This is a genomic window from Saccharothrix obliqua (assembly GCF_019375475.1).
GTDB lineage: Bacteria > Actinomycetota > Actinomycetes > Mycobacteriales > Pseudonocardiaceae > Actinosynnema > Actinosynnema obliqua.
Map to the genome: position 1 here is coordinate 286,424 of NZ_JAHXGQ010000002.1, position 17,230 is coordinate 303,653.

Below are 17,230 nucleotides of genomic sequence, written 5' to 3' on the forward strand. Positions count from 1 at the left end.
GTGCGACCTGCTCTCACCTGACGGGTAGGCCGGCGACCCCTGTGCGGCAGGGGTTCCCCGCGCCGCCGGGCGTACACATCCCGGTCCGCGGGTAACCCCCGTCCGACGAGAGGAGGTCCGTCGTGGCCAGGTTGCTGTACCGCCCGCTGGGGATGCTGTTCAGCGTGCTCGGCGGTATCGCCGCGAGCCGGGTGTTCGCGCAGGTGTGGAAGCTGATCAGCGGTGACCGGGTCGCGCCCGCCGCGACGCAGCGGGACCGCGGCTGGGGCGAGGTGCTGCTCGCCGCGACCGTGCAGGGCGCGGTGTTCGGACTGGTGAAGGCCGCGATCGACCGGGGTGGCGCGGTCGGCTACGACAAGCTCACCGGCGAGTGGCCGGGCGACACGAAGGACGTCGACCGGTAGTCCGGGCGCGCCGGTGTCCCCCGACGCCGGCGCGTCCGTCCAAGCGGGTCAGAAGTTCGGCGACCGCTTCTCCAGGAACGCCGCGACGCCCTCCACGTACTCGTCGCTGTGCACCGCTTCGTCGTACAACGCCCGCACGGCATCGTCTTCCTCGTGGTGGCCGTCGGTGATGCGGTCGACGATGGTCTTCGCCCCGCGCACGCTGACCTGCGCCCGGGACGCGATCACGTCGGCCAGTTCCCGCACCCGTGCGCCCACATCGGCGTGCACCTCGTTCACCAGGCCGATCCGCAGCGCGGTGGCGGCGTCGATCAGCTCCGCCCCGAACAGGATCTGCTTCGCCCACGCCGGTCCCACGACGTCCACGAGCCGTTTGGTGGACGAGAAGTGGTAGACGATGCCCAGCTTCGCCGGTGTGATGCCGAACCGCGCGTCCTCGGCGGCGATCCGGATGTCGCACGCCAGCGCGATCTCACAGCCCCCGCCGACGCAGTAGCCGCTGACCGCGGCGATCGTGGGCTTGCCGAGCCCGGCGATGGCGCGTTCACCGCCGTGCACTGCTTCGCTGTAGCGGGCGGCGCCGTCCGCGCCCCTGCGCAACGTCGAGAACTCGCTGATGTCCGCACCCGCCGAGAAGTGCTCGCCGCCCCGGACCACCAGCACCCGCACCGCCGGGTCGTCCCGCACCCGCGCCAGCAGGCCCGGCAACGCCGACCACATGGCGTAGCTCATGGCGTTGCGCTTGGCCGGCCGGTCGATGGTCAGGGTGGCGACCGGGCCGGTCGTGTCCAGTCTCAACGTCATGGCTGGAGAGTAGGGCGGACCGCCGCGCCCGGCGTCGTGAGGGGCCTCACGACGCCGGGCGCGGCGGCACCACGGTCCTGGCCGGAGCGCGGGGCCGGTCCCGCCCGGACGGGCCGGCGGTGGCCGGCGGCCACCGGGTGGGGTGACGGCCCGGTGGATCACCGGAACGCGTTGCGGGTGTAGTCCAGGCTGAACGCGCCGCGGTTGCCGAAGTACACCGACACCAGGTACGCCGGGTCGGTGGCGGCCAACCCGCGTGGCAGGTCGTCGCCGTCGTCGGTGTCGTCCCAGCCCCAGGCGGTGTGCGCGGCGTTGTCCTTGCCGTTGTCACCGCGCAGCGTGCCCCGGCCCGCGAACGTCGCCGAGTCGTCGCGGCGCGCCCAGAGGCCGCCGGGTGCGAAGGTGTCCACCAGGCGGTAGCCCACGGACCGGTCGTTGCCGCTGGAGGGCGCCTCACCGGTCGTGCTCGGCACGTAGACCACGCCGTCGCCGCCGGGGAACTCCGCGCCGTTCCACGCGTACAGCCCGTGCCCCTTGGCCTCCTGGCGCGTGGTGGGCCGCTGGTCCCGGACGAGCAGCGTGCCGTCGACGTTCTCCCGGCCGCCGGTGAACGTGCCGCCCTCGGGCACGTAGGAGTAGAAGTGTTTGTGCGCCACCGTGATGACGGCTTCCAGCCGACCGAACGCCGTGCCGTCCTTGCGCACGGTCGCGAGCAGCCCTTCCATGTCGTTCTCGTGCGTGAACTGCCCGAACGGGTCGGGGAAGTCCACCCAGTCCCGCGGGTGGTAGAAGCTGTAGGTGATGAACCAGTGGGTCGACGTCTCCACCACCGAGTAGTACGCGGCCCCGGTCAGGCGGGACGGGTCGTCGTCCTGGTTCTCCCAGTTGTTCGACGTGTTCCACTCGCCGTCGAAGTCCACAGTGGACAGGTAGTCGGCGTCGTGGTCGGAGGAGTCGGTGTCCTGGTGGTGGATCGGCGCCCAGTGGAACGCCAGCGCGGCGTCCTCGGTGGCCGATGCGGGTGCGGCCGTCAGCACTGCCAGCGACACGGCCGCGCACAGGACCGCACCCGCTTTCCGTAACGGGGATGACATGCTTCGCCTTTCGTCGGGAACGTGGCCCATCGGGACCACGCGAGACCCTGTGGCGGAGCACCGGTCGGCACAAGCGGTTCGCGTGATGAGCAACCAAATCGGCATGTGCCGAGGACCTTCGGCAACCCGGCTCGACGCGGACCGCCGAAGCGGGTACGGCCGCGATCAGACCGCCGGGAACATGCGGGCCATGCCGGGAGGCGGCGTGAACGGCCGCCACTGCCCGACGGGCTGCGCGAGCCGGTCCGCCACGACCCACCACACGGTCGCGTTGTGGCCGTACCCGAGGTGGCTGGACGTGACGGCCACGTTCTCCCGGTGCGCGGCCGGCTCCTCCACGCAGGTCCGCCACGCCACGATGCCGTCGGACTTCGAGTAGACCGACGTCGCGGGCACCGGGAACGGCGGCCGGGTGTGCTCCGGCGGCGGCATCCCCGCACCCGCCACGTAGAACCGGGCCAGCAGGCGGTACACGGGGTTGACGCGCGTCTGCCGCAGGTCGGTCATCGCGTACGGGCTGCCCAGCGTGACGACCAGGCGCACCAGCTCCGGCATCTCACGCGCCAGCTCCCGGGCGAAGATGCCGCCCAGGCTCCAGCCCACCAGGCTCACCGGCCCGGCGGCGGCCAGGTCCCGCAGCAGGACGCGCATCCCGCGCACCGCGTCGACGGACGGGCCGATGTTGCGCCCGAGCCCCCAGCCGTGCACGTCGTACCCCAGGCCGACGAGGAACCTGCGCAGCAGCCCCGTGGTCCCGTCGCCACCGCCGAGACCCGGTAGCACCAGCACGGTGTGCCCATCACCGCTCGGCGCGGCCCGCAGCAGGGAGCGCGCGGCGGCGAACTGCCCGATGTCGACCACCGCGCGGGTCGGTTCGGTGAGGTACCAGAGCAGGCTCGGCGCGTGCCGGTCCGGCGGTGGGATGTCCGGTAACGCCGACATGACCCTCCCCCGGCTCGTCGGTGAGCGCCCTCGTTCCCATGATGTTTCCCGGGAGGCGGATGCGCCACCCCCGGGCGGGACACGGCTTGCCACCAGGTGTGACGAACGGCCCAACGCGTTCACCCGAACGGCGGGGACGACGCGCGACCCGCCCATATCCGCCCCTGCACCCCCGCACGGGGCGCTTGCGGGCAGAATGGCCGACCGTGACCACAGCCATCCACCAGAGGATCGCCGAAGAGCTGGGCGTGCGTGCCGGACAGGTCAGTGCCGCCGTCGATCTGCTCGACGGGGGCTCGACCGTGCCGTTCATCGCCCGCTACCGCAAGGAGGCGACCGGCGCGCTGGACGACGCCCAGTTGCGCGCGCTGGAAGAGCGGCTTGGCTACCTGCGGGAGCTGGAGGAGCGGCGGACCGCCGTGCTGGACTCCATCCGGTCGCAGGGCAAGCTGGACGACGCCCTGGAAACCGCGATCCTGGCCGCCGACTCCAAGGCCCGCCTCGAAGACCTCTACCTCCCGTACAAGCCGAAGCGGCGCACCAAGGCGCAGATCGCCCGCGAGCAGGGCCTCGAACCGCTCGCCGACGCGTTGCTCGGCGACCCGTCGCTGGACCCGCGCGAGACGGCCGCCGCGTACGTCACCGAGGAGGTCGCGGACGTCGCCGCGGCGCTCCAGGGCGCGCGGGCCGTCCTGGTCGAGCGGTTCGGCGAGGACGGCGACCTGATCGGCGAGCTGCGCGAGCGGATGTGGGCGCAGGGTCGCGTGGCGTCGAAGGTCCGCGAGGGCAAGGAGCAGGACGGCGCGAAGTTCGCCGACTACTTCGACTTCTCCGAGCCGTTCGGGAAGCTGCCGTCGCACCGCATCCTCGCGTTGTTCCGGGGCGAGAAGGAGGAGGTGCTGGACCTCCAGTTCGACCCGGCCGACGAGGACGAGCCGACCGGTTACGAGGCGCGCATCGCCGCCCGCTTCGGCGTGGACGACCGGGGCCGCCCGGCGGACCGCTGGCTCGCCGACACCGTGCGCTGGGCGTGGCGCACCCGCATCCTCGTGCACCTGGGCATCGACCTGCGTGCCCGGCTGCGGCAGTTCGCCGAGGACGAGGCGGTCCGCGTGTTCGCCTCCAACCTGCGCGACCTGCTGCTGGCCGCGCCCGCGGGCACCCGCGCCACGATGGGCCTCGACCCCGGTTTCCGCACCGGCGTGAAGGTGGCCGTGGTCGACGCGACCGGCAAGGTCGTCGCGACCGACACGATCTTCCCGCACGTGCCCGCGAACCGCTGGGCCGAGTCGATCGCCAAGCTGGCGGCGCTGGCGCGGGCGCACGACGTGGAGCTGATCGCGATCGGCAACGGCACCGCGTCGCGCGAGACCGACAAGCTGGCGGCCGAACTGCTGCGCGAGCACCCGGACCTCAAGCTCACCAAGGTCGTCGTGTCCGAGGCGGGCGCGTCGGTGTACTCGGCGTCGGCGTTCGCGTCGGCCGAGCTGCCGGGCATGGACGTGTCGCTGCGCGGCGCGGTGTCCATCGCCCGCCGCCTCCAGGACCCGCTGGCGGAGCTGGTGAAGATCGACCCGAAGTCGATCGGCGTCGGCCAGTACCAGCACGACCTGTCCGAGACGAAGCTGTCGCGCTCGCTGGACGCCGTGGTCGAGGACTGCGTGAACGCGGTGGGCGTCGACCTGAACACCGCCTCCGTGCCGCTGCTGACCCGGGTGTCCGGCATCACCGCCGGGCTCGCCGAGAACATCGTGCAGCACCGCGACTCCAACGGCCCGTTCCGCACCCGCACGGCGCTCAAGGCCGTGCCCCGCCTGGGGCCCAAGGCGTTCGAGCAGTGCGCGGGCTTCCTGCGCATCCCGAACGGCGACGACCCGCTGGACGCGTCCGCCGTGCACCCCGAGGCGTACCCGGTGGTGCGGCGCATCCAGCAGCACGCAGCGGCCGAGCTGATCGGCAACACGGCGGTGCTGAAGTCGTTGCGCCCGCAGGACTTCGTGGACGACAAGTTCGGCCTGCCCACCGTGACGGACATTTTGCGGGAGCTGGAGAAGCCGGGCCGCGACCCGCGACCGGCGTTCAAGACGGCGACGTTCGCGGACGGCGTGGAGAAGATCGCGGACCTCAAGCCGGGCATGGTGTTGGAGGGCGTGGTGACGAACGTGGCGGCGTTCGGCGCGTTCGTCGACATCGGCGTGCACCAGGACGGTCTGGTGCACATCTCGGCGTTGTCGGAGAACTACGTCAAGGACCCGCGGGACGTGGTGAAGTCCGGTGACGTGGTGCGGGTGAAGGTGTTGGAGGTCGACATCGCGCGCAAGCGGATCGGCCTGACGCTGCGGTTGCGGGACGAGCCGGGGCGCAAGGCGCCGCAGCAGCAGCGGGACCAGCAACGCGGCCGAGCGAACCGCCCCCAGCGCCAGGAACGCCCGCCCGCCAACAACGCGATGGCCGAAGCCCTGCGCCGCGCGGGCCTCGGGAAGTAGCTGCCGCCTTCCGCGCCTCGCCGCTTCGGCGAGGCGCGGAAGGCGGAGTGCGGACGGTGTGCGCCCGTGACCTGACGGATTATGAGTCCGCCGCTCCGACCAGCCGGGCTACCCGCCTCTCGCCAAGTGACGTTGCCGCCTTCCGCGCCTTCCAGGTTGCCCACTTCGAGCGGGCGAAAGGCGCGGGACGTCGGCGCTCGAACCGGGCGACGGCGCGCTGCGGCGTCGGACTTCCTCCGTCGCTCGGGTCGTGCACGGCGTGCACGCCCCCGGCAGCCCCGGCGTGCTCAGCGCTGACGGCGTCCTCAGCGCTCACGGCACCCCTTGCCCTCCGGCGCACTCGGTACCCCCGGCGACGGCCATGCCGGATTCGCCTACCCACCCGCTTGATCCGCTCGAACCCCAGGGGACCTGGAGGCCGGCGATTATCTTTCAGGGAGCCTGCCTGATAGATCTGCGGTTATCCATCAAAGACCACCCCCGCTCCACATCGGCGCGACCTGGCCACAGCGGCCTGGGAACTCGGTACCAGGCGCACGCCCGCCGGGGCGGGAAGCAGCTCCCGCGGCCTTCCCGATTGCTCTTTTGGGGCGGCAGGGAAGGCGCGGTGCTCGCGCGGCACGCAGCGCTCGCCCGGCCCGGCACCGGGGGGAAGCGCCGGCACTCGGACCTGGTGGCGGCGCACCGCGGCGTCGGCCCCCCTGCCCCGCCTGGTCGCACACGGCGTGCACGCCCCCGGCGGCCCCGGCGCGCTCAGTGCCCCCGGCGTACTCGGCGCTCCCGGCGACCTCTGCCCCCGGCACCCTCTGCCCCTCGGCGCTCCCGGCGGCTGCCATGCCGGATTCGTCTTCCCGCCCGCTTGATCCGCTCGAACCCCAGGAGACCTGGAGGCCGGCGATTATCTTTCAGGGAGCCTGCCTGATAGATCTGCGGTTATCCATCAAAGACGGCCTCCACCCCACATCGGCGCGACCACTCGCAACCCGGCCACCCGGCGGGGCGGCGGCCGGGGTTCTCGGCTGTCCGTCCACACTGGACCGGCGGTTCGGGGTCGGCATCCGAGGTCGGCCGGCGTACCGTGGCGCGTACCGGACGTGGAGCCGAGGGGGCCTCGTGGATGACGTGGACGCGGTGGTGGTCGGTGCCGGCCCGAACGGGCTGGTCGCCGCGAACCTGCTGGCCGACGCGGGCTGGGAGGTGCTGGTCCTGGAGGCCGCGCCGGAGCCCGGTGGCGCGGTGCGCACCGCCGAGCTGACCGCACCGGGCTTCCGCAACGACCTGTTCAGCGCGTTCTACCCGCTCGGCGCGGCGTCGCCGGTGCTCGCCGGGCTCGACCTCGCGCGCCACGGGCTGCGTTGGCGGCACGCGCCCGAGGTGCTCGCCCACGTGCTGCCGGACGACCGGGCGGTGCTGCTGTCACGCGACGTCGACCGGACGGCGGCGTCCGTCGAGTCGTTCGGCACCGGTGACGGCGCGGTGTGGCAGGCGCAGTACGCGCTCTGGCAACGCGTCCGCGACCACCTGCTGGAGGCGTTGCTGCGCCCGTTCCCGCCGGTGCGGGCGGGCGCGGGGCTGGCGGGCGCGCTGGGCTCGGCCGACCTGCTGCGGCTCGCGCGGGCGGCGGTGCAGCCGGTGCGGGCGTTCGGCGGCGAGCGGTTCACGGGTGCGGGTGGGCCGCTGCTGCTGGCGGGCAACGCGATGCACACCGACCTCGGCCCGGACGACGCCGGCGGCGCGGCGTTCGGCTGGCTGCTGTCCATGCTGGGGCAGGACGTGGGGTTTCCGGTGCCGGAGGGCGGCGCGGGCGAGTTGACCGGCGCGCTGGTGCGGCGGCTCCGCGGTCGGGTCGAGTGCGGCCGGCCGGTGGGGCGGGTCGTGGTGGCGAACGGGCGCGCGCTGGGGGTGCGGGACGCGGCGGGTGGTTTCGTGCGGGCACGCAAGGCGGTGCTGGCCGACGTGCCCGCGCCCGCCCTGTACCTCGACCTGGTCGGCCCGGCGCACCTGCCCGCGCGGCTGGTCGCCGACCTCGCGCGCGTCCACTGGGACGACGCCACGGTGAAGGTGGACTGGGCGTTGTCCGGACCGATCCCGTGGACGGCGGCGCAGGCGCGCGGCGCGGGGACCGTCCACCTGGGCGGCGACCTGAACGGACTGTCGGCCACCCGCGCGGAGATCGCGGCCGGGAAGCTGCCGCGCACCCCGTTCCTCCTCCTCGGCCAGATGACCACGGCCGATCCGACGCGGTCGCCGGAGGGCACCGAGTCGGCGTGGGCGTACACGCACGTGCCGCGTGGCGAGAAGTGGTCGGCGGACCGCGTGCGGCGGCGTGCCGACCGCGTCGAACAGCTCGTCGAGCAGCACGCGCCGGGCTTCCGCGCGCTGATCACCGGTCGCGTGGTGCAGGGACCGGCCGAACTGGAGTCCCGGAACCAGAGCCTGGTGGGCGGATCGGTCAACAACGGCACCGCCGCCCTCCACCAGCAACTGGTGTTCCGGCCCGTACCGGGCCTCGGCCGGGCGGACACCCCGGTGGACCGGCTGTTCCTGGCGGGCGCGGCGGCGCACCCCGGCGGTGGCGTGCACGGCGCGGCGGGTGCGAACGCGGCGCGGGCCGCGTTGGCGCGCAACGGTTTGGCGGGCGACGCCTACCGCCTCGCGGTGCGCGGGCTGCACCACCTGCTGTACCGCTGACACGAGCCGCCGGGCACGCGGCACTCGGCACGCGACCCGCCGTCGCCTAGTGTTGTGACCTGTCCCACGTCCCCGGACCGCCGCGCGACCATCCGCACCGCGCGCGGGGAAATGAGGTCTCGGCATGTGCTCCGCACCGCTTCTCGACATCCCGTCCACCCCCACCGGCACCCGGGACAACGCGCCCGGCACCGCGAACGCCCGACCCTCGCCCCTCGCCCGGCGCAGGCCCGAACCCGGGAGCGCGCCGGGCGTCACCGCATGACGCCGCGGCGCACCAGCTCACCCGTGCTGGTCGGCCGGGGTGACGAGTTGGCCGCGCTGATCGGCGCGGTCGGCGCGCAGCCCTCCGTGGCACTCGTCGCCGGTGAGGCGGGCGTCGGCAAGAGCCGCCTGGTGCGGGAGTTGCTGCGCCGGCCCGAGATCGCCCCGCTGCGCGTGCTGACCGGCTTCTGCCAGCCGCTGCGCGAGCCCTTCCCCTACGGCGCGGTGCTGGACGCGTTGCGCACGGTCGGCGGGCTGCTCGGCCGGGTGCCCCTGAGCCCGGTGACCGGGGTGCTCCGGCCGCTGCTGCCGGAGATCGCCGACAAGCTCCCCGAACCACCGCCGCGCCCGGAGGACCCGAGGCACGAGCGGCACCACCTGTTCCGCGCGGTGCGCGAGGTGTGCGCCGCGCTCGGACCCGCGCTGCTGGTGGTGGAGGACCTGCACTGGGCCGACGACGGCTGCCGCCACCTGCTGCGGTTCCTGATGGCCGACCCGCCGCCGAACCTCACCGTGCTGGTCACCTACCGGCGCGAGGACGCACCCGGCGGCATGGCGCTGGGCTCCGCGTACCGCCCGCCCGCGGGCGTCACCGGCGTGGTGGTGGAGCTGTCGCCGCTGGACGTGGAGCAGGTGCACGACCTGGCGGCGGCGATCCTCGAAGGGGTGGCCGGGGTCCCGGCGGAGTTCGCGGCGCGGCTGCACGAGCGCACCGCGGGCATCCCGTTCGTGGTGGAGGAGGTGTTGCGGTCGCTGCGCGACCCGGACTGGCGGCTGCCGGACGAGGTGGAGGTGCCCGCGCTGCTGCGTGACGCCATGGCGGAACGGCTGGACCGGCTGCCCGTGACGGGTCGGCGCATCGCGCAAGCGGCGGCCGTGCTGGAGGTCCCGGCCTCGGCCGACCTGCTGGCCGAGGTGGGCGGCGTGGCGCCGGACCGCGCTCGGTCGGCCCTGACGCACGCCCTGCACAGCGGCGTGCTGCACGAGGCGGCCGGGATGCGGTACGGGTTCCGGCACGCGTTGGCGCAGCAGGCCGTGTACGACACGCTGACCGGCCCGGAGCGGCAGAACCTGCACCTGCGCGCGTTGCGCGCGTTGCGGAACGTCGTGCCGCGCCCCCACGTGCGGCTCGCCGAGCACAGCCGCCACGCGGGCCTGGCGGCGGACTGGTTGCGGCACGGCGAGGCCGCCGCGGACCGCGCGCTGGAGGTCGGCGACCCGTCCACCGCGACCCGCCTCTACCGCCGGCTGCTGGACGAGGCGTCGCTGACGCCCGCCGACGTGGACCGGCTCGCGGTGAAGCTGGGACGGGTCGCGCGCGGCGGCCTCGACCAGCACGACCCGCGCACCACGCTGGAGCGCCTGCTGGACGACCGGCGGCTGTCCCGGTCGGCACGCGGCGAGGTGCGGATGAACCTCGGCTTCCTGCTGATCCGGCAGTTCGAGAGCACCGACCAGGCCCGCGCGGTGCTGGCGCGGGCGGTGGACGAGCTGGCCGACCGGCCCGACCTCGCGATGCGCGCGCGGGCCGTGTTGGGGCAGCCGTTCATCGGTGACACGCCGGTCGACGAGCACCTGCGGTGGATGCGCGTGGTCGACTCGTACCTGGAGTCCTGCGAGCAGCCCGAGGTCCGGTACTCCCTGCTGGCCAACGAACTGGGTTCCCGGCTGTCGATCGGCGACCCGGCGGTGGTGGCCGAGTTGGGCCGCCTGCCCACCGCGGCGAACGACGTGGAGACGCGGCGGCACCTGGCACGCGCCCACTGCAACGTCGCCGACGCGGCCATGCTGGTCGGCCACTTCGCACCGGCCCGCGAGTTCCTGGCCAAGGGCCTGCGGTTGACCGTCGGCGCGGGGGTGCCGTTCACCGCGAGCACCGGCCAGTCCACGCGCATCCACCTGGACTGGTACTCCGGCGACTGGGGCACGCTGGCGGCGCGGGCCGGCCGGCTGCTGGAGGAGTACCGCGAGCTGCTGCCGGTGGCCAGCGAGATCTCCCTGGTGCTGGGCTGCCTGGCGGTGACGCGGGGCGACTGGGACGGCGCGGAGCGGCTGCTGGCGGACAGCGGCGTGCGGTCCGTGGAGAACTCGATCACGCCGATCGCGCTCGGCGGTTTCGCGGCGCTGTGCCGCCTGTGGCGTGAGCGCGGCGATCCGGCCCGCGCCTGCGCGGAGGCCGACCGCGGGCTGGACCTGTTGCGCCGCAAGGGCGTGTGGGCGTGGGCTGGTGAGCTGGCGCCGGCCGCCGCCGACGCGTACTGCGTGGCGGGCCGGGTGGACGACGCGGTGGCGCTGGTGGCGGAGCTGGCGGCGGGCATCGCCGACCGGGACGCGCCGCTGGCGCGGGTGGCGTTGGCGATGTGCCGTGCGCTGGTCGCGGCGGCGCGGGGCGAGGACGCGGTGCGCCGGTTCCGGGAGGCGCGGCGCGCGGCGGACGGGCTCGGGCTCGCCTACTACTCGGCGGTGCTGTCCGAGCGGATCGCGCGGTGCGGGCTGGGCTCGGGTGACGAGTCGGCCGCGGCGGCGCTCGGCGAGGTGGCCGACCGGTTCGACGTGCTCGGCGCGAGCCGGGACGCGGCCCGCTGCCGGCACCTGGTGCGTGGCGCGGGGGTGGCGGTCCCGTCACGGCGCGGGCGGCGCGGCTACGGCAACGCGCTGTCACCACGCGAGCAGGACGTGGCACGCCTGCTCGCGCGGGGCCGCACCAACCGGGAGATCGCCGACGTGCTGTTCCTGTCACCGCGGACGGTCGAGCAGCACGTGGCCCGCGTCCTGCGGAAGCTCGGTGTCGCGTCACGCGCCGAGCTGCGCCCGTGACCGGTGGCGCGCGGGTGGGCGACCGCCCGCGCGCCACCGGCGGCTACAGGTAGGACCGCTGGCCCCACGGCATGGCGGCGGCCAACTGGGCCCGCCGGCCGATGTCGAGCTTGCGGTAGATGCGCGTGATGTGCAGCTCGACCGCCCGCGTCGACACCGAGAAGTGCTCGGCGATCTGGCGGTTGGTCATGCCCTCCAGCATCATCAGCGCGATGCGGTGCTCGTGCGGCGTCAGCGGCTCCCGGGCACGGGCGTCGGCGCTCTGCCCGTCACGCGGCCGGACCATGCCCGGCACGCGCTCGCCCTCCGGCACGCCCAGCAGCACGTGCCACTGGCGGATGCGCACCTCGGCGATCGCCTGCGACCGCACGTAGGGGTCACCGCGGACCAGGTCGCGTGCCGCGGCCTCGTCGGCGACCTGGCAGATCAGCAGCACCCCGGAGCCGTCCGCCCAGGGTCCCGTGCCGACCAGCACGCCCTGCTCGGCGAGCGGGCGCCAGTATTCGCGATGCGCCAGATGAATGGATCTACGCACCTGCCGCGCATCACGAAATGTCAACTCAACGGCGAAAGCCACTGGACTGATCCCCATTTCATATCCGCGGCCGACTTTCGCCACACACTCAACTGGGGGCGTTATTCACTGTCAAGTGGGAGAGGTCACACGGCTGATGCCGAAACCTGATAGCTCCTATAGCCGCTTCTCGAACCAGTGGTCCGCATAGCGGTCGCTGTTGAAGGGTGGTACCTCACGGTAACCGTGCCGGGCGTACAGCGCGCGGGCTTCGACCAGGTCAGCGCGGGTGTCCAGCCGAATGGCGGAAGCACCAACTGAGACGGCGGCCTCCTCGACCGCCGCCAGGAGCGCTGCTCCGCCACCCGTCCCGCGTGCGTCCGAATGGACGAACAGCCGTTTCAGCTCGGCGGTTTCCGAGGTCACCAGGCGGAACCCCGCGCAGCCCGCCGGCACGCCCGCCAACGCGCCCACGAAGAACGCCCGGAGGTCGTCGGTCGGGTCGTCGGCGATCGCCTGATCCACCTCGGCCGGGGTCGCCGGGCGGCCGTGGTAGCGGCCGATGATGTCCGTCAGGTAGGTGCGGACGAGTCGACGCGCCACCGGGCCGTCCGGTGGTGCGGGCTGAACGGTCCAAGTCGTCACATGCGCAATTCTCAACCCGATTGGTCCGTTCGGACACCTGGTTTTCACCATTCCGGACGCGTGTAAAGTCCACGCCCGTGGCAGCGCAACAGGTCCGCGTCGAGCGGGACGCGGCGGGTCTGGCCGTGCTCACCGTCGACGCTCCCCCGTTGAACCTCTACACCGCCGAGTTGCAGGACCTGCTGGACGCCGCGATCGGCGACCTGGAGGACCGGCCCGCCCGCGCCCTGCTGGTGCGTGCCGAGGGCCGGGTGGTCAGCGGCGGCGTGGACGTCAACCTGTTCGCCGCGCAGCCGACCCGGACGCGGGCCAAGGCGTTGTTCGACCAGATGCTGGACCTGCCGGACCGGGTGGCGGCGCTGCCGTTCCCCACCGTGTTCGCCGCGCACGGGCTGTGCCTGACGTGGGCGTTCGAGGTGGCCGTGGCGTGCGACGTCCTGCTGGCCGCCGAACGGGCGACGTTCGGCCTGGTGGAGAAGGTCATCGGGCTCACGCCCGCCGCGGGCGGCACGCAGCGGATCGCCGCACGTGCCGGGGTCGGCCGGGCCAAGGAGCTGGTGATGACCGGCGACCGCTACGACGCGGTGACGCTGGAGCGGTGGAACGTGGTGAACCGCGTGCTGCCCGACGAGGGCTTCGACGACGCGGCGCTGCGGTTCGCGCAGGACCTCGCGAGCGGGCCGACGATGGCGCACGCGGCCACCAAGCAGGTGTTGGAGCACTACGAGCGCGGCGGTGTCGCCGAGGCCAACGAGCACGTCGCGGCGATCGCGGCGGACCTGTTCGAGACCGAGGACCTCCGGCACGGCGTGCGGTCGTTCCTGGCCGACGGACCCGGCCACGCCGTGTTCAACGGCCGCTAGCGGGCGTCGTAGGCGTCGGGCGCGTACCAGGCGAGCGCGGACCGGATCTCCGCCACGTCGCGCTCGCGCCGCTTGCGGTAGCGCTCGTGGGAGATCGGGTAGACCCGCAGGTTCCCCTTGTGGTTGCGGAAGCTGCCGCGGCCCAGGGTCTTCGGGGTCTGGGCGGCGCTGACCAGCCGCACCACCACCCACGGGTGGGCCGCCGAGCCCTCGACCTTGACCCGGGAGACGGCGTACCAGGGCAGCCGCCGCTGCTCGCCGTCACCGGACACGGTCATCCCGTCCGGCCCGATGTCGAGGGTCAGCGGCGGGCGGGTGGCGCCCGCCAGCAGGCGGATCGCGAGCAGGGCGAACAGCAGGAACGCGAGGCCCGCCGCGACCCGCACGCCGGTCTGCGCGCCGGACGTCGCGTTCGCGACCGCGCCCGACACCACCGCGGCGGCGCCGTGCGCGGTGGCCCAGGCCAGCCCGACCAGGCGGGAGGTCCGGTACCGCACGCCGGTCCTGCGCGCCGGCGGCGTGTAGGGCTTGATCGCCGGCGGCACCTGGCTCGACGCGGCCTGGACCCGGGTCGGCTTCGGCGGCACCCGGTCCGGCGCGGACGGCGGGTCCTCCACCAGCACCCGCGTCGGCGGCTTCTCCGCACGGGTCGGCGGCTTGTCCGGCAGCACCCGCGTGGGCGGCTTCGCGGGCAGCTCGCGCAACTCGGTGTGCCGCTGCTCGACCAGCGTGCGCACCTGCGCGGGCAGCCACGACGGCTCGTGGGACGGCGGGCCGATCAGCTCCAGCAGCCGGGCGGGCGTCGGGCGGTGCGCCGGTTCGCGCACCAGGCACGGCACGATCAACGGCACCAGGCCCGGCGGCACGCGGGACAGGTCCGGTTCCTGGTGCACGACCCGGTAGACCAGCGCGGACGTCGCGCCCTCGCCGAACGGCCCGGCGCCGGTCGCCGCGTACACCAGCACCGACCCGAGCGCGAACACGTCGCTCTGCGGCGTGATCGCCGAGCCGACGACCTGCTCCGGCGACAGGTAGCCGGGCGTGCCGAACACGATGCCCGCCTCGGTCAACGCCGAGTGCTCCAGGGCGCGGGCGACGCCGAAGTCGATGACGCGCGGGCCGTCGTTGGCCAGCAGCACGTTGGACGGCTTGAGGTCGCGGTGCACCAGGCCCGCGCCGTGGATCGCCACCAGCGCCTCGGCCAGGCCCGCCGCGAGCCGCCGCACGGCGCGCTCCGGCAGCGGCCCGTAGTCGTGCACGGCCTGCTGGAGCGTCGGGCCCACCACGTACTCGGTGGCCATCCACGGCCGCTCGGCGTCCGGGTCCGCGCCGACCACGGTGGCCGTCCAGAAGCCGCCGACCGACCGGGCCATCTCGACCTCGCGGCGGAACCGCTCGCGGAACTGCGGGTTGTCGGCCAGCTCGGCACGCGCGACCTTGACCGCTACGGGGCGACCACCGGGCGAACGGGCGAGGTACACCGAGCCCATCGCCCCGCGGCCCAGGGCGGCGAGCAGCGTGTAGTCGCCGATCCGCGCAGGGGCGTTCGGGGGCAGTGGCTGCACGCCCCCCACACTAGATGCGCGCGCGGCCCCGGTCCGCCGGGTGTGCGAGGTCGTGACGCCGCACGCGGCCACAACCCGCGCGCACCGTGGGCGAACTCACCCTTCCGCCAACGCCACCAGCTCCGCCGCGCGGGACCGCCACGAGTACCGCGCCACCGACGCGCGCAACGCCGACGCGGGCCGCAACCCGCCTTCGGCGAGCGTCACGCGGACCGCCTCCACGAACTCGGCGGCCCCGGACGCCGCACGCACCCGGTCCCGGTAGGCGGCCAGCTCGGCGAAGTCGGTGCTCACCACGGGCAGGCCGAGCGCCAGGTACTCCTTGAGCTTGATCGGGTTGGAGTGCTTGATCCAGTTGTTGTCCTGCCACGGCATGATCGCCACGTCGAACGCCGAGCCGTAGGCGGGTATCGCGTCGTAGGGCCGGAAACCCAGCCAGTGGACGTTCGGGAGCCGGTCGAACCGACCCATCGGGTGCGTGGCGTCGCCGATCAGCACCAGCGACGCGGCGGGCAGCTCGACCGCGAGCCGCTCCAGCAGGTCGAAGTCGACCACGAAGTCGTCCAGCGCGCCGAAGAAGCCGATCCGCGGGCCGTCGACGGCGCGGATGTCGTCCGGCCACTGGTCCTCCGCGCGGGCGGTGAAGTGGTCCACGTCCACGCCGTGGTCGAGGAAGTGCGCGCGGTCGCCCGTGCGGTGCCGTTCCTCGTCCATCAGGGCGTGGCTGACGTAGACGACGTGGTCGGCGTGCGTCAGCAGCTCGTGCTCCAGCGCCTCGATGGCCGTGCGGTCGGCTTCCGGGAAGTCCGAGTGCCGGTCCGAGCGGTTGAACACCAGGCTGCGCTTGCGCATCGGCGCGACGACGTCCCACGCGGTCGGGATGGTGACCATGATCACGGGCGCCTTGATCCGCAGCGCCCGCGCGACGAGGCGGACCTGCGTGCGCACCAGGACGGCGTTGACCTTGCGCAGCAACGGCGATCCGTAGAACGGCAGCGGCAGCGGCGACATCACGTAGAAGTTCGGCAGCGGACGCCGCACGAACTTCGCCACGCTGCGCAGCTTGCGCAGGACGCGCCGCGCCACGTGGGTGCTGTTGCCGGGCGTCGGCATCCGCATCCCGATGCTGTTGACCACCAGCACCTTCCGGCGCTCGGCGACCGACCGCATGAGCTGGAAGTCCGAGTGCGCCCGGTTGTGGTACCACCAGTCCTGGGCGGAGAAGCAGATCCACCCGGGACCGCCGCCGGCGCCGGGCCGCGCGGGCCAGCGCCGCCACCGCAGCAGGTCGCCGATCGCCCGGCGGTGCTTGGCCTCCCGCGGCACGCGCAGCAGCTCGTTCAGCAGCACCGCCAACCACATCGCGATCGCGGCGAACCGGCCACGCCGCTCGCGGACCAGGCGGACGCGGTTGGTGGTGGCCATCGACCACAGGACGGGTGACGTGGACTGCTCGCCGCCCAGGTGGACGGCGCGGGCACGCGGCTCGTAGCGGACGGCGAAACCCCGGTCGCCCGCGCGGAGCATGTACTCGGTCTCCTCCGAGTACAGGAAGTACCGCTCCTCCAGGGCGCCGGTCGCGGCGCGGCACGTGCGGGACACCAGCCAGGCAGCGCCGGTGACCCAGTCCGCCGTGCCCGCCGAGGCGTAGGCACGCGGGTCGACGACGAGTTCGCCGAGCGCCGCGGACCGGCCCGCGCGCGTGCCGCCGAGCACGGCTTCACCCAGTGCCCGCAACGGGTTCGGCGCGCGACGCAGCGAGAGGTGCGGTTCGCCGTCGGCGCCGCGCAGGTTCGGCGCGACGATGCCGGTGCCGGGCCGGGCGAGCGCGGCGCGCAACGCGAGCACCGCGTCCGGCGCCAGGCGGATGTCCGGGTTGAGCACCAGCACGTCGTGGTCCGGCGCGGCGGCGAACCCGGCGTTCACGCCCGCCGCGAAACCGTCGTTCGTGGACCGCGCCACGATCCGCGCGTCGGGCGCGACCCTGGCCACGACGTCCACGGTGTCGTCCGTCGACGCGTTGTCCACCACGATCACCTCGGCGTCCGGCACGGGTTCCAAGGCGACCGCGACGGACCTCAGGCACTCCTCGATCACGTCGGCGCTGTGGTAGGTCACGATGACCACGGCAAGCGGCACGG

General features: G+C 73.8%; 12 protein-coding genes. 5 read left to right on the forward strand and 7 right to left on the reverse strand.

All coding sequences use genetic code 11. The features are described 5' to 3' along the window. Positions 1-122: 122 nt before the first annotated feature. Positions 123-404 (forward strand): DUF4235 domain-containing protein, encoded by a 282-nt coding sequence (locus tag KZQ38_RS07325; RefSeq protein ID WP_308258289.1) that lies wholly within the window; start codon positions 123-125, stop codon positions 402-404. Between the two features lie 48 nt (positions 405-452). Here KZQ38_RS07325 and KZQ38_RS07330 read toward each other — a convergent pair whose 3' ends face one another. The 3 genes from KZQ38_RS07330 to KZQ38_RS07340 all read right to left on the reverse strand — a co-directional run bounded on the left by KZQ38_RS07330 (position 453) and on the right by KZQ38_RS07340 (position 3,244). Further along, a complete protein-coding gene (locus KZQ38_RS07330) occupies positions 453-1,208 on the reverse strand; it encodes an enoyl-CoA hydratase/isomerase family protein (RefSeq protein ID WP_219439874.1) in 756 nt (251 codons plus the stop codon). 158 nt (positions 1,209-1,366) lie between these two features. Further along, positions 1,367-2,257 carry a hypothetical protein gene (locus KZQ38_RS07335; protein WP_308258290.1) on the reverse strand — a complete coding sequence of 297 codons (891 nt, stop codon included), beginning with the start codon at positions 2,255-2,257 and terminating at the stop codon, positions 1,367-1,369. A 210-nt stretch (positions 2,258-2,467) separates the two neighbouring features. After that, positions 2,468-3,244, reverse strand: coding sequence for an alpha/beta fold hydrolase (locus KZQ38_RS07340; RefSeq protein WP_219439876.1), 777 nt, complete (start codon positions 3,242-3,244; stop codon positions 2,468-2,470). A 206-nt stretch (positions 3,245-3,450) separates the two neighbouring features. Between KZQ38_RS07340 and KZQ38_RS07345 the strand changes: the two genes are divergently transcribed. The 3 genes from KZQ38_RS07345 to KZQ38_RS07355 all read left to right on the forward strand — a co-directional run bounded on the left by KZQ38_RS07345 (position 3,451) and on the right by KZQ38_RS07355 (position 11,502). Then, positions 3,451-5,730: a Tex family protein gene (locus tag KZQ38_RS07345; protein WP_219439877.1), complete on the forward strand. Its 2,280-nt coding sequence runs from the start codon at positions 3,451-3,453 to the stop codon at positions 5,728-5,730. A gap of 1,113 nt (positions 5,731-6,843) precedes the next feature. Next, positions 6,844-8,421 carry a phytoene desaturase family protein gene (locus KZQ38_RS07350; protein WP_219439878.1) on the forward strand — a complete coding sequence of 526 codons (1,578 nt, stop codon included), beginning with the start codon at positions 6,844-6,846 and terminating at the stop codon, positions 8,419-8,421. 261 nt (positions 8,422-8,682) lie between these two features. Further along, the gene (locus KZQ38_RS07355; RefSeq protein ID WP_219439879.1) at positions 8,683-11,502 is read left to right on the forward strand and encodes an ATP-binding protein; all 2,820 of its coding nucleotides are present in this window, start codon (positions 8,683-8,685) and stop codon (positions 11,500-11,502) included. Between the two features lie 43 nt (positions 11,503-11,545). Here the strand turns inward: KZQ38_RS07355 and KZQ38_RS07360 are convergent, their stop codons facing one another. Both KZQ38_RS07360 and KZQ38_RS07365 read right to left on the reverse strand, forming a co-directional pair. Continuing rightward, positions 11,546-12,037, reverse strand: a complete 492-nt coding sequence (locus KZQ38_RS07360; protein ID WP_308258291.1) for a LuxR C-terminal-related transcriptional regulator — start codon at positions 12,035-12,037, stop codon at positions 11,546-11,548. Between the two features lie 156 nt (positions 12,038-12,193). Next, positions 12,194-12,661 (reverse strand): GNAT family N-acetyltransferase, encoded by a 468-nt coding sequence (locus KZQ38_RS07365; protein ID WP_308258292.1) that lies wholly within the window; start codon positions 12,659-12,661, stop codon positions 12,194-12,196. A gap of 77 nt (positions 12,662-12,738) precedes the next feature. On the opposite strand from KZQ38_RS07365, the gene KZQ38_RS07370 reads away from it, so the two are divergent. Then, on the forward strand, positions 12,739-13,524 hold the full coding sequence (locus KZQ38_RS07370) for an enoyl-CoA hydratase/isomerase family protein (protein WP_219439881.1): 786 nt from the start codon (positions 12,739-12,741) through the stop codon (positions 13,522-13,524). Here the strand turns inward: KZQ38_RS07370 and KZQ38_RS07375 are convergent. Continuing rightward, entirely contained in the window at positions 13,521-15,089 is a 1,569-nt protein-coding gene (locus tag KZQ38_RS07375) for a serine/threonine-protein kinase (protein WP_308258293.1), read from the reverse strand. The genes KZQ38_RS07370 and KZQ38_RS07375 overlap by 4 nt on opposite strands. Before the next feature lie 96 nt (positions 15,090-15,185). Beyond that, complete coding sequence (locus tag KZQ38_RS36930) at positions 15,186-17,228, reverse strand: glycosyltransferase (RefSeq protein WP_219439883.1); 2,043 nt, start codon at positions 17,226-17,228, stop codon at positions 15,186-15,188. Between the last annotated feature and the right edge of the window lie 2 nt (positions 17,229-17,230).

Coding starts and splice junctions, on each gene's coding strand:
- KZQ38_RS07355 (WP_219439879.1), top strand. CDS start 8,683: ATGACGCCGCGGCGCACCAGCTCACCCGTGCTGGTCGGCCGGGGTGAC.
- KZQ38_RS07340 (WP_219439876.1), bottom strand. CDS start 3,244: ATGTCGGCGTTACCGGACATCCCACCGCCGGACCGGCACGCGCCGAGC.
- KZQ38_RS07330 (WP_219439874.1), bottom strand. CDS start 1,208: ATGACGTTGAGACTGGACACGACCGGCCCGGTCGCCACCCTGACCATC.